We start from the raw sequence: 12,651 nt of genomic DNA on the forward strand, positions 1-12,651 counted from the left end.
ACCTGCGTGACTTCCAGCCCACCCGGGCGACGTAGTCTGACCGGGTGACCGAATTCGACGGCCTGCCGGTGCTCCGCTCGCCCATCGCCATCGCCGCCTTCGAGGGGTGGAACGACGCGGCGGATTCCGCGACCGCGGCCATCGAACACCTCGATGCCGTGTGGGACGCGCGACCCATCGCGGCCGTGGACCCCGACGACTACTACGACTTCCAGGTCACCCGCCCCGTCATCTCCCTCGTCGAGGGCGAGGCCCGGCGGATCGACTGGCCGACCACCCAGTTCCTGGTCGCCACCCCGCCGGAACTCGACCGCGACATCGTGCTGATCCGGGGCATCGAGCCGAACATGCGGTGGAAGGCCTTCTCCGAGGACGTCCTGGAGATGTGCCACAGCCTCGGCGTCGAACGCATCGTGCTGCTCGGCGCCCTGCTCGCCGACGTGCCGTACACCCGGCCGCTCCCGGTGTCGGGCACCTCCACGGACCCGGCGGAGACCGAGCGCCTCGGCCTGGTCGGCGCCCGCTACGAGGGCCCCACCGGCATCGTCGGCGTCCTGCACGAGGCCGCCACCCGCGCCGAGCTCAACGTCGTGTCCTTCTGGGCGCACGTCCCGCACTACGCGTCGAACCCGCCCTGCCCCAAGGCGACCCTGGCCCTGCTGCACCACATCGAGGAGCTGCTCGACCTGCCCGTGCCCCTGGCCGGGCTGTCGGAGGAGGCCACCGAGTGGGAGCGGCGGATCACCGCGCTCGCCGAGGAGGACAGCGAGCTGGGCGACTACGTCCGCCAGCTGGAGCAGCGCGAGGGCGACGCCGGGCTGCGGCCGCTGTCGGGCGACGAGATCGCCAAGGAGTTCGAGAAGTACCTGCGCCGGCGGGGCGGCCCGACCTCCCAGGCTTAAAGATCAACTTCATCGGACGGTTACGGCGACACCTGCTCCGGCATCCACCGGCCCTCCGCGTGATCCGCACGCGCCCCGGTGGCCGGGGCGGCTTCTAGAAGACCGACCAGCCCGTCAGGGTCGTGAACGCGTCCAGCGCCGCCAGCCCCGCGACCGAGTTCCCGCTCTCGTCCAGCCCCGGCCCCCACACGGCGATCGCGCACCGGTTGGGCACCACCGCCAGGATGGCCCCGCCGACCCCGCTCTTGGCCGGCAGCCCGACCCGGTAGGCGACCTCCCCCGCCGAGTCGTACGTCCCACACGTCAGCATCGTCGCGTTCAGCCGCTTGGCGTCACTGCGCGACAACAGCCGGGACCCGTCGGCCGCCGTACCGTGCCGGGCCAGGAACCGACCGGCCAGCGCCAACTCCTCGCACGTCATGACCAGGGAACACTGCCAGGTGTAGTGCTCCAGCACGTCGGCGACCGGGTTCTCCAGGTTCCCGTAGCTGGCCAGCAGGTGGGCCAGGGCGGCGTTGCGGTGCCCGTGCTCGGCCTCCGACTCCGCGACCTTCAGGTCGAAGTCGATACTCGGCCCCACCCCGGCCAGCCCGCCCGGCTCCCCGCCGGGCCGACCGCCCTCAGCCCGCAGAAAGTCGCGGACCGCACCCCGGGCGTCCCCGGTCAGGGTCAACAACCGGTCTGTCACCACGAGCGCCCCGGCGTTGATGAACGGGTTCCGCGGGATCCCCCGGTCCTGCTCCAGTTGCAACAGCGAGTTGAACGGGTTCCCCGACGGCTCCCGGCTGACCCGCCGCCAGATCGCCTCGCCATCGGCGTGCAACACCAGCGCGAGGCTGAACACCTTCGTCACGCTCTGCACGGACAACGGCACCCGCCAGTCCCCGGTCCCGTACACCGCGCCGTCCACGGTGGCGACGGCCATCCCGAACTGGCCGGGGTCCACGGCGGCGAGCGCCGGAATGTAGTCGGCGACCCGGCCGCCGCCCACGACGTCGGCGACCTGCTCGCGGACCTGGCCCAGGATCTGCGGGTACTCCATGTCGATCATTGTGTCCCCCGCGGGCGGGTGCGAGGGGACGGGCCCTGTCCTGACCCGCCCCCTCCTTCCACCCCCCTCTGGGCGGTTCGAGGCGCGGCCGTCCACCCTCGGCGCGCGTCGACCACGGTGTCCGCGCCGGACATCGGGTAACGGAACGTCACCTGACCTTCCTCCAAAAGCGCGATGAACGCCCGCCCCTGCTCCGGGACGGCACCGGGCAGCCTCGGGGCGCTCCCGTGCGGCCCGCGTATGCCGACCGCCCGGGCGACGGTGACCGGGACGCTCCCCGTCGCGGCCACCGCCGGCCCCGGGTCGGCACCCTGCCCGGCGCGGTGGAGGTCGCGCCGGTACCGCCACGGTATGGGTGGCCGACGGCCGTTCGATACGGAGAAATCCCTTGCACCGTGGCATCCGTCACACTTCTATGGCATCCTAGGAACCTGCGCAGGGAGGCGCCCGTGTCCGTCAATCCCGGGGCCGCCGAGTGGCCCCACCGCCAGATCGCCGACCAGATCCGTGCCAAGATCCAACACGGCGACTGGGGACCCGGCGAGAAGCTGCCCTCGATTCCCGACATCGGCCAGATCTACGGGGTGGCCAAGCAGACCGCGCAGCGCGCGATCGACCAGCTCCGGATCGAGGGGCTGCTGATCACCCGGCCCGGCTCGGGGACCTATGTCCGGGGCGTGCGCCGTCGACTCGCCCGCCTCGCGCGCGGCCGGTACGGGCCCACCCGCGGCTACCACACCGACCCGGGCGGCCACTACCGCCAGCAGGTCACCCTGGTTGGCCGGTCCCCCGCGCCGCACGAGGTGGCCGGGGCGTTCGGGGTGCCCGACGGCGCGGAGCTGCTGGTGCGGCGGGCCCTGATCACGAGCCAGGACCAGGTGGTGGAGGTCAGCGCGAGCTGGTTGCGGCCGTCGGAGGTCGCCGGCAGTCCCCTCGACGGGCTGGCCCCGCTGACCCGGCCGCTCTACCAGGAGGTCGAGGAGGCCACCGGCCGGCGGTACGTGTACGCGACCGACCAGCTCAGCGCCCGGCTGCCCACCCGGGAGGAGGCCGAGACCCTGCAGATCAGGGCGGACACCCCGGTGTTGACCCTGCTGCACACGGCCTTCGACGCCGACCGGCGCACGATCGAGGTCACCCAGTCGACCTGGCCCGGCCCGACGACCCTGCTGACCGACGACTACAAGGTGCCGGGCCCCCGCCCCCACCTGGAGGACGGGCCGGACGTCTTCCTGGCCTGACCACAAGACGGTTACGGAGGTCCCTGCCCCAGCTCCCATCGGCCCCGCCCAGCGTGCCGGGGCCCGGCCGCCCAGCGCCAGCACCGCCGAGCGCGGCCCGGGACCCGTCGACTCAGAGAGCCGGGCTACTCGACGGGGGTCGGGCCAGGCGGCGCGGGCGTTGCGGTGCCGTCCGGCCCAGGGTCGCCGTCGGATGCCGGGTCGGTCCCCTCCGTAATCGTCTGACGGGTTGAGAGGGTTTCTAAACCGGTGGCCCGGGCGGGGCTGGGCGGACACAATCCCGGGATGAGGATTCCCCTGCCGGCCGTGTTGCGCGAGGAGAGGCAGTTCGCGCTGCTGTTCGCCGGGCAGGCGCTGTCTACCCTGGGCGACCGGGTGACGTTCGTGGCGCTGCCGTTCGCGGTGCTGGCCATCGGCGGGACGGCGGCCGACGTGGGCTGGGTGATCGCGGCGGCGACCGTGCCGTTCCTGCTGTTCACACTGGTCGGCGGGGTATGGGCGGACCGGTTGCCCCGGCACCGGGTGATGCTGGTGTCGGATGTGGTGCGCTGCGGCACCCAGGTCGTGGCCGCGACCCTGCTCGCCGGCGGGGACGCCCGGGTCTGGCACCTGGTGGCGCTGATGGCGATCTTCGGCACGGCCGACGCGTTCTTCAGTCCGGCGCTCGCCGGGCTCGTGCCCCTGACCGTGCGGCCCGAGCGGTTGCAGGAGGCCAACGCGTTGCGCGGCCTCGTGATGTCCGCCGGGCTCGTCGCGGGGCCGGCGCTCGCCGGTGGTCTCGTGGTGGCGTTCGGGCCGGGGGGCGCGTTGGCGGCGGACGCCGCGACGTTCGCGGTGAGCGCGGTGTTCCTGGCCAGGTTGCGGCCCCGGGCGGGGGCGCCGGAGCGGGCAGGGGACTTCCTCGCGGAGTTGCGCGACGGGTTCCGGGCGGTGCGGAGCCGCAGCTGGGTGTGGTCGACCCTGACCGCCACCGCCGTGTACCACCTGGTCGTCCTGCCCTCGGTGTTCGTCCTCGGCCCGGTGCTCGCCGAGCGGGAGCTGGGCGGGGCGTCGGGCTGGGCCGTGGTGGTCGCGGCGTTCGGGGTGGGGTCCATCGTGGGCGACGTGGTCGCGCTGCGCTGGCGGCCGGGGCGTCCGCTGCTGGTCGCCGCGGCGGCGTTGGCCGTGGGCTCGTGTCAGGCGCTGATCATCGGTGGCGGCGGGTCACTGGCCGTGATCGCGGTGCTGGAGGGGGTGACCGGGGTCGCGGTGTCGTTGTGCTTCACGTTGTGGGAGACGGCGTTGCAGACCCACATCCCGGAGGGTTCGCTGTCGCGGGTGACGTCGTTCGACCTGCTGGTCACCGTGGGGTCGATGCCGGTGGGGATGGCGCTGGCCGGGCCGGCGGCCGACGCGTTCGGGCTGCATCCGACGCTCGCGGTGATGACGCTGGTGGGGGTGCCGTCGGCGTTGGCGCTGTTCGCGGTACGGGGCGTGCGGCGGCTGTCCGCCGTCGCGGAGCCGGGGACGTGATCCCTGCCCGCCCGTTCGGGTCCGGTTCGATGTGGTCGGGGTACGTTCGGATGTGACGAACGGCACTACCGTCGGGTTGACTGTGGAGCACGCTGCGTCAATGCTGAGTGCGCACAAATTAAAGATGAGGCGACGGTGCGCAGGAACTCCGGTGTAAGTCCGGGACGGTCCCGCCACTGTGACCGGGGAGTTCTCCCTCGTACGCGGCCACTGCCCCGAAGGCGGGAAGGCCGAGGGGCGACGACGATCCGGGAGTCAGGACACTGACCCGTCGTTCTCCCGATACCGGGGCGGGACACCCCGGAGAGGAGTACGAGATGGCTTCCATGACCACTCCGGGCGCCGTTGTCGGCGCCGGGGTCACCCTGCGTCCGATCCGGGACGGGATCATCATCGGCACGGCGGTCGTTCTCGCCCTGCTGACGCTGTACGCGGTGTTCATCGACCAGGGCGCGCTGCTCGCCCCGCTGCTCGGCAAGCTGTCGTTCGACAGCAACTTCGTGCACGAGTTCGCCCACGACGCCCGGCACGTCGCCGGCGCACCCTGCCACTGATGACCCCGGTTCTCTCGCTGCTCGGCCGGGGTCTCCTGGCCGGCGGCGTCTCCGGCGTGCTCGCCGGCGGGTTCGCCCGCCTGATCGCCGAGCCGGTCATGGACAAGGCCGTGGACATCGAGTCCGCCCGGTCGGCCGCGGCCGGCGAGGTCGGAGTCGAGGTGTTCACCCGGGGTGAGCAGCACTTCGGCCTGATGGTCGCGCTGCTGGCCGTGGGCCTTGCCCTCGGCGCCCTGTTCGGCCTGGTGTACTACGTGGTGCACCGCTCCGACCTCGGCTCGGACGCGTGGGGCCGCTCGCTGCGGCTGGCCACGGCCGGGCTGGTGGGCGTGTGGCTGCTGCCGTTCCTGCGCTACCCGGCGAACCCGCCCGGGGTCGGCAGCGGGGACACGGTGGACGGCCGGACGGACGCCTGGCTCGCCGCGACCGTGATGGGCCTGGTGGCCGTCGCCGGTGCGCTGCTGCTGCACTCCTGGCTGGTCAGCAGGGGTGCTTCCGCCCCGTTGCGGCATGTCGTGGTGACGGCCGTGCCGGTGGTGGCGCTGGTGCTGATGTTCGTCATCCTGCCGAACAACACGGACCCGGTCGAGGTGCCGCCGACGCTGCTGTGGGACTTCCGGGTCCTGTCGGCGGGCACCATGGTGATCCTGTGGATCGCGATGGGCGCGGTGCTCGGGCTGCTGGGGCTGCTGGGGCTGCGGACGTCCGCGGCGCGCGGCGCGGTGCCCGAGGCTGTCGCGGCCTCCTAGAACGACCGACGCCAGCGGGCGCGGCTCCCCCTTCCGGGGACCGCGCCCGTTGGTGTTCACGGTCGTGTGCGCCCGGAGCTGACGGACCGGCCTGGCGACGGTAGGTGACCTGTCACCGCCGGGCGAGTGCCAGTCTGGCGTCCGCGTCCGGGTGGGCAGACTCCCCGTCCACGCTGGGCCGACCCGTCGTCGCGCTGGTCGCGGCAGGGTGGGGCGCGGCCACCGGACCGCCGGTCACCAGGGAGTGCACCGTCCGCGTCGCCACCGTGGCCCAGGCCGTCACGAGTACGGCGAACAGCGCGACGGCGAGCACGGCGAACGCCTGCGATCCGGTGCGGTGCGCCAGGCCCGTGGCCGCCGTGACGCACGTGCCGACCGGGAACGTGAAGCTCCACCACGTCATCGTGAACGGCAGTCCGCCCCGGGCCGCGCGGGCCGTGAGCAGCCCGGCGACGGCGATCCAGAGCAGGGCGAAGCCGAGGACGGGCACCCCGTAGACGAGGCCGAACATCTGCAGCGCCCCGGCGGTCGGCCCGTCGACGGCGGTGCGCGCGGCGTCGCCGAGCAGGTTCACGGCGGTCACGGACTGGCCGAGCGGCCCGAGCACGATCCACAGGGTCGGGACGGCCGCGACGGCGAGCGGCTGCCGGACGAGCCGGGCCCACACCTGGGGCAGGATCACCAGCGTGGCCAGCAGGCTGACCCCGAACAGCGCGTAGCAGGCGAGCAGCAGGTCGAGCCGGGGCTGGCCGGCGGGCAGGTGCGGCACGAGCAGCGCGCCGGTCGACGCGGAGACCATCGGCGCGACGACGGGCAGCAGCCAGGTCGGGGACGCCGGCTCCGGGGACTGCCCGGGCCTGCTCATCATCCGGTACGGGACGGCCACGGCGCTGACGAGTCCCAGCAGGGTGCCGAGGGTCCACAGTACGGCGTCGACGGTGAGGGCCAGGTCCGTGCCGAGCAGGTCACGGCCGAGGAGGAGCGCCCCGGCGCCGACGGTGAGCAGCGCCATGGGCGGGGCTCCGTAGAACTGGGCCGTGGCGTGGTCCGCCTCGGCTCCGGGGGTCCGGCGATGTCCGGCCCCACCGGGTGCGCGGTCGGCGCGGCCCCGGCTGGTCCCGCTCCGGCCGGGGATCGGGATCGCCCGGTCGAAGCGCGCCTCATTCCGGCCGGTCGTCGTGGCCCCGTGGTCGGGGCGCGGGCGGCGGGTGGTGAGGAAGGCCGCGGTGACAGCCGCGAGGGTCAGGGCCGCCAGCAGCCAGACGCCGACGGCGAACGGGCGCAGTGCCGGGGCGGCGTACGGCAGGGTGGCCGCGGAGGTGGCGACGATGCCGGTGCCCATCACGGATGCGAACCAGTTGGGGCCGAAGTTCCTCATGACCCCAGTCTCGGCCGGGTTTCCGCAGGTCGGTAGAGGTCCATTGCCTTCCATGCCATAGGGATGCCCTATGGGCCGAGCGGCCACGCCCGGGCAGGCAGGACGCGCCCTGGGCCCTGGGCGGTGGCGGGCCCGGGCAGGGCAGGGGCCGGGCGGGACCAGCCCCGGGCTAGATGCGGGGCCGTTGGCGGTAGGCGTGCCAGCGTTGGAGCATCAGGTCGGTCTCCTCGAGCATGTAGCTGTGGAAGTCGCGCATCTCCGCGAGCCGTTCCCCCGCCGGGCTGTCGACCCCGGCCGCGGCGATCCCCTCGTCCGCGGCGGCCCGCATCACGGTCAGCACCTGGTTCTTGCTGGCCAGCAACGTGGCCCACGCGTCGGACTGGAACCGGAAGTGGTCGCGGCGGCTGCCGGGGGCCGGCACCCGTTCGATCAGCCCGACCGTGATCAGGGTCTTGATCGCCCCGGACACCGCGCCGGCGCTGACGTCGAGCCGCTCGGCGATGTCCCCGGCGGTCACGGTCTCCTGCTCGGCGAACAGGACGGCGCAGAACACCCGGGCGGCCATCCGCTGCATGCCGTTCTCGACGAGGACGAGGGCGAGGCGCTCGGCGGCGTCGTGCAACGCGGGAACGGCCCGACGGTCGCGCGACGCGGCGGTCCCCACCTCGGGCGAGCCGATCGCGGTTCCCACTTCGCGCGAACCGATCGCGGGCCCGACGGCGGGCGGCGCGTTCGCGGGGCGGCTGGGGTCGGCGTGGGCTGGCCGGCGGGTCTCGGTCATGATCCCAGCTTGCCACAGCCTTCGGAAGCTTTACAAGTTTGTGAAACTTCAGTAGTGTCCGAGTTATGGATACGGTGCTGCAGCTCGACGGGCTGACGAAGACCTACGGTCGACGGCGGGGCCTCGCGGGGCTCACGCTCGACGTGAAACAGGGCGAAATATTCGGCTATCTCGGACCCAACGGCGCCGGGAAGTCCACCACCATCCGAATCCTCCTCGACCTGATCCGGCCCACCGGCGGCACCGCCCGGGTGCTGGGCCTCGACCCCCGGACCGACGCCGTCGCCCTGCACCGCCGCCTCGGCTACCTGGCCGGCGACTTCGTGGTCGACGGGCGGCAGACCGTCCGGGAGTGCCTGGCGTTCCTCGGCGCGCTGCGCGGCGACGGGGCCGGCGCGCGGATCCCGGCGCTCGCCGAGCGGCTCGACCTCGACCTCACCGCCCGGATCCACAGCCTGTCCAAGGGCAACCGGCAGAAGGTTGGCCTGGTGCAGGCGTTCATGCACGCCCCTGAGCTGCTCATTCTCGACGAGCCCACGTCCGGGCTGGACCCGCTCGTGCAGCGCACGTTCCTGGAGCTGGTCACCGAGGCCCGGGACAACGGGCAGACAGTGTTCATGTCCTCGCACATCATGAGCGAGGTGCAGGCCGTCGCGGACCGGGTCGGCATCCTGCGCGAGGGCCGGCTCGTCGCCCTCGACCGGGTGGAGAGCCTGCGGGAGCGGGCGGTGCGCACCGTGACGCTGACGTTCGACGGGCCGGTGGACCCGGCGGAGTTCGACCTGCCGGGGGTCACCGACCTGGCCGTCGACGGGAACGTGTTGACCTGCCGGGTCGCCGGCAGCCCGGACGCGCTGGTCAAGGCCGCCGCCCGGCACACCGTCACCGGGCTGCTCAGCGAGGAGCCCGACCTGGAGGAGCTGTTTCTCACCTACTACCAGCCCGAGGGGTCCGGCCATGTCGCATAACGTCTTCACCAAGACCCTGTGGGACGCCCGCCGGTCCCTGATCGGCTGGTCGGTGGGCACCACGCTGGTCGCCCTGATGTACGCGAGCTTCTTCCCCTCCCTGTCCGGCGGGGCGATGGACGACGCGCTCAAGAGCCTGCCCGAGGCGTTGAAGGAGGGCTTCCACCTCGACGACCTGGGCTCGGCGGCCGGGTACCTGGGGGCGAACACGTTCGGGATCGTCGTACCCCTCCTGGTGTTGTTCTTCGGGGCTTCGACCGGGGCCCGGGCGATCGCCGGGGACGAGGAGTCGGGCCAGCTCGACCTGCTGCTGGCGCACCCGGTGAGCCGGACGGGCCTGGTGCTGCAGCGGTTCGGCGCGCTGGCCGCCGGGTCGACCGGGATCGCGGTGCTGGTGTTCGGCGGGCTGGTCGCGATCCGGAGCACGGCCCAGCTGACCGCCGTGTCGGTGACGAACCTGGCCGCGCAGTGCCTCAACCTGGCGCTGCTGGGGATCGTGTTCGGGGCCCTGGCGCTGTGCGCCGGCGGGATCGTCGGGCGGCGCGGGCTGGTGTTCGCGACGACGGCCGCCGTCGGGATCGTGTCGTACGCCGCGAACAGTTTCGGGCCGCAGCTCGGCTTCGCCCTCGCGCAGAAGGCGTCGCCGTTCTACTACTACCTGGGCGGGTCGCCGTTGAAGAACGGGTTCCAGTGGGGTGACGCCGGGATCCTGGCCGCCGCGTCGGTGGTGCTGGTCGGGATCGGCCTGTGGGCGTTCGACCGGCGCGACATCAACACCTGACCGGTTCACGGTGCCCGCCGGGTATGATGGCGGGCACCGACTCACCCTAGGGAGGACCGATGGCCATGTCCCGTCACCGTTCCCTGGGCATGCGGCGAGTAGTGGGCGGGTAGCACCCGCTCCCCCAGCTCGCCCTTTTTCCCTTTTCGCACACCCCACCACAAGTGGGGCGGTGTGGCATGCCCTGTGAGAGGTCAACCATGATCCCCGAGAAGCCCTCCCTCGACGCCCTGGACGCGAAGTGGTCCGCCCGGTGGGAGGCCGCCGGAACCTACCGCTTCGACAGATCAAAGACCCGTTCCGACGTGTACTCGATCGACACGCCGCCGCCCACCGTCAGCGGCACCCTGCACGTGGGGCACGTGTTCAGCTACACCCACACCGACATCATCGCCCGGTACCAGCGGATGCGCGGTCGGGAGGTGTTCTACCCGATCGGCTGGGACGACAACGGGCTGCCGACGGAGCGGCGCGCGCAGAACCACTTCGGGGTGCGCTGCGATCCGTCGCTGCCGTATGACCCGTCGTTCGCGCCGCCGGGGCCCGGGGGCCGGGTGCCGGTGTCCCGGCGGAACTTCATCGAACTGTGCGAGGAGATCACGGCCGCCGACGAGCGGGCGTACGAGGACCTGTGGCGGCGGCTGGGGCTGTCGGTGGACTGGTCGATGACGTACACGACGATCGGGGCGCGGGCCCGGCGGGTGGCGCAACGGGCGTTCCTGCGGGCGCTGGCGGCCGGGGAGGCGTACCAGGCGGAGGCGCCCACGGCGTGGGACACCGACTTCGGTACGGCCGTGGCGCAGGCCGAGCAGGTCGACAAGGAGGTGCCGGGGGCGTTCCACACGCTGCGGTTCGGGTCCGGGGTGTTCGTGGAGACGACCCGGCCGGAGCTGCTGCCCGCGTGCGTGGCCCTGGTGGCGCACCCTTCCGATGCCCGGTATCAGAAGCTGTTCGGCACGGAGGTGGAGATTCCGCTGTTCGGCCGGTCGGTGACCGTGCACCCGCACGAGCTGGCCGACCCGGAGAAGGGCACCGGGATCGCGATGGTGTGCACGTTCGGCGACGCCACGGACGTGATCTGGTGGCGGGAGCTCAAGCTCGACACCCGGGTGCTGATCGGCCGGGACGGCCGGTTCGCCGCGCCGTTCGAGGGGCTGACCGTGAAGCAGGCCCGGGCGCGGGTGGTGGAGCTGCTGCGCGGGTCCGGGGACCTGATCGGCGAGCCCCGGGCGATCACCCACCCGGTGCGGTTCTACGAGAACGGCGACCGGCCACTGGAGATCGTGAGCAGCCGGCAGTGGTTCTACCGGACGTTGGCGCACACCGACTGGCTGGCCGCGCGCGGCCGGGAGCTGGAGTGGCACCCGGAGCATATGCGGGTGCGGTACGACCACTGGGTGGCCGGGCTCAACTCCGACTGGCTGATCAGCCGGCAGCGGCACTTCGGGGTGCCGTTCCCGGTGTGGTACCCGATCGGGGCGGACGGGCGGCCCGACCACTCCCGGCCGCTGGTGCCGACCGAGGCCGAGTTGCCGGTGGACCCGGCGACGGACTGCCCGCCAGGGTTCACCGAGGCCGACCGGGGGGTGCGGTTCGTGGCCGATCCCGACGTGATGGACACCTGGGCGACATCGTCGCTGACCCCGCGGATCGCGTGCGGCTGGGTGGACGACGAGGATCTGTACGCGCGGACGTACCCGATGGACCTGCGGGCCCAGGCGCACGAGATCATCCGGACCTGGCTGTTCACGTCCGTGCTGCGCGACCCGGAGCGGCTGCCGTGGAGGCACGCCGCCATCTCCGGTTGGATCCTCGACCCGGACCGCAAGAAGATGGGCAAGTCGGTGGGCAACGCGCTCGGCCCGGCCGCCCTGTTGGACGAGTTCGGATCGGACGGGGCCCGGTACTGGGCCGCGCAGGGGCGGCTCGGGGTGGACACCCTGTTCGACCCGGCGCAGATGAAGGTGGGGCGGCGGCTGGCGACGAAGCTGCTGAACGTGGGGCGGTTCGTGCTGTCCCTGCCCGCGCCCGCCACCACCGCCGGCCCGTCCGGGACTCCCGCCGGACCCGGGGCCGGGGTGACCGCGACGCTGGACCGGGCGTTGTCGGCCCGGTTGCGGGACACGGTGGCCGAGTGCACCGCCGCGCTGGACTCCTATGAGCACACCCGGGCATTGAACGCTGCGGAGACCTTCCTGTGGACGTTCTGCGACGACTACCTGGAGCTGGTGAAGGAGCGGGCGTACGCCGGGGACCGGTCAGCCGCCGTGACCCTGCGCGCCGGGTTGGACGGGGTGCTGCGGTTGCTGGCGCCGTTCCTGCCGTTCGCGACGGAGGAGGTGTGGTCGTGGACGCACGAGGGGTCGGTGCACCGGGCGCCGTGGCCGACCGCTGACGTGTTCCGGGTGGCCGGGACCGGGGCGGCGGACGCGCCGGGAGCCGGTGGAGCGGCCGGGGGCGGGGGCGGACCGGTGGGCGACGACTCGGCGCTGGTCCTGGCGGCGGAGGTGATCGCCGCCGTGCGGAAGGCGAAGTCGACGGCGCGGGTGTCGATGCGGACGCCGGTGGCGGAGCTGGTGTTGTCCGGGGCGGAGCTGGCGGCGGATCTGCTGGCGGACGTGGTGGCGGCGGGGCGGGTGGAGCGGGTGACCTCGGTGCCGGGTGGGGCTGCTCGGGTCGAGGTGCGGCTGTAGGGCCCGGGGGGCTCCCCCGTCCCGGCCGTTCTGGTGCCGGG

11 protein-coding genes and 1 riboswitch are annotated in these 12,651 nt (G+C 73.0%); of the genes, 8 read left to right on the forward strand and 3 right to left on the reverse strand.

What is annotated here, in order from left to right; genetic code table 11:
• Positions 1 to 44 precede the first annotated feature (44 nt).
• Positions 45 to 902 carry a PAC2 family protein gene (locus IW245_RS19425; protein ID WP_197004591.1) on the forward strand — a complete coding sequence of 286 codons (858 nt, stop codon included), beginning with the start codon at positions 45 to 47 and terminating at the stop codon, positions 900 to 902.
• Between the two features lie 94 nt (positions 903 to 996).
• On the opposite strand, the gene IW245_RS19430 is transcribed toward IW245_RS19425, so the two are convergent.
• Positions 997 to 1,944: a glutaminase gene (locus IW245_RS19430; protein WP_197004592.1), complete on the reverse strand. Its 948-nt coding sequence runs from the start codon at positions 1,942 to 1,944 to the stop codon at positions 997 to 999.
• A gap of 458 nt (positions 1,945 to 2,402) precedes the next feature.
• On the opposite strand from IW245_RS19430, the gene IW245_RS19435 reads away from it, so the two are divergent.
• From IW245_RS19435 to IW245_RS19450, 4 genes are all read left to right on the forward strand, one after another.
• Positions 2,403 to 3,194, forward strand: a complete 792-nt coding sequence (locus IW245_RS19435; protein WP_197004593.1) for a GntR family transcriptional regulator — start codon at positions 2,403 to 2,405, stop codon at positions 3,192 to 3,194.
• Between the two features lie 285 nt (positions 3,195 to 3,479).
• On the forward strand, positions 3,480 to 4,706 hold the full coding sequence (locus tag IW245_RS19440; protein ID WP_197004594.1) for an MFS transporter: 1,227 nt from the start codon (positions 3,480 to 3,482) through the stop codon (positions 4,704 to 4,706).
• 117 nt (positions 4,707 to 4,823) lie between these two features.
• Positions 4,824 to 4,993: riboswitch (cobalamin riboswitch) on the forward strand.
• Positions 4,994 to 5,032: 39 nt separating this feature from the next.
• Positions 5,033 to 5,260 carry a CbtB domain-containing protein gene (locus IW245_RS19445; RefSeq protein ID WP_231398862.1) on the forward strand — a complete coding sequence of 76 codons (228 nt, stop codon included), beginning with the start codon at positions 5,033 to 5,035 and terminating at the stop codon, positions 5,258 to 5,260.
• The gene (locus IW245_RS19450) at positions 5,260 to 6,009 is read left to right on the forward strand and encodes a CbtA family protein (protein WP_197004596.1); all 750 of its coding nucleotides are present in this window, start codon (positions 5,260 to 5,262) and stop codon (positions 6,007 to 6,009) included. The genes IW245_RS19445 and IW245_RS19450 overlap by 1 nt, the downstream gene beginning before the upstream one ends.
• Positions 6,010 to 6,121: 112 nt before the next feature.
• On the opposite strand, the gene IW245_RS19455 is transcribed toward IW245_RS19450, so the two are convergent.
• Positions 6,122 to 7,387, reverse strand: a complete 1,266-nt coding sequence (locus IW245_RS19455; protein ID WP_231398864.1) for a TDT family transporter — start codon at positions 7,385 to 7,387, stop codon at positions 6,122 to 6,124.
• A gap of 169 nt (positions 7,388 to 7,556) precedes the next feature.
• Positions 7,557 to 8,168 carry a GbsR/MarR family transcriptional regulator gene (locus tag IW245_RS19460; protein WP_231398866.1) on the reverse strand — a complete coding sequence of 204 codons (612 nt, stop codon included), beginning with the start codon at positions 8,166 to 8,168 and terminating at the stop codon, positions 7,557 to 7,559.
• 65 nt (positions 8,169 to 8,233) lie between these two features.
• Between IW245_RS19460 and IW245_RS19465 the strand changes: the two genes are divergently transcribed.
• From IW245_RS19465 to valS, 3 genes are all read left to right on the forward strand, one after another.
• Positions 8,234 to 9,136: an ABC transporter ATP-binding protein gene (locus tag IW245_RS19465; protein WP_197004598.1), complete on the forward strand. Its 903-nt coding sequence runs from the start codon at positions 8,234 to 8,236 to the stop codon at positions 9,134 to 9,136.
• Positions 9,126 to 9,917 (forward strand): ABC transporter permease subunit, encoded by a 792-nt coding sequence (locus tag IW245_RS19470; RefSeq protein WP_197004599.1) that lies wholly within the window; start codon positions 9,126 to 9,128, stop codon positions 9,915 to 9,917. The genes IW245_RS19465 and IW245_RS19470 overlap by 11 nt, the downstream gene beginning before the upstream one ends.
• Before the next feature lie 200 nt (positions 9,918 to 10,117).
• Positions 10,118 to 12,610, forward strand: a complete 2,493-nt coding sequence (gene valS / locus IW245_RS19475; RefSeq protein WP_231398867.1) for a valine--tRNA ligase — start codon at positions 10,118 to 10,120, stop codon at positions 12,608 to 12,610.
• Positions 12,611 to 12,651 lie beyond the last annotated feature (41 nt).

Source organism: Longispora fulva (genome assembly GCF_015751905.1).
In the GTDB taxonomy this organism is placed as follows: domain Bacteria; phylum Actinomycetota; class Actinomycetes; order Mycobacteriales; family Micromonosporaceae; genus Longispora; species Longispora fulva.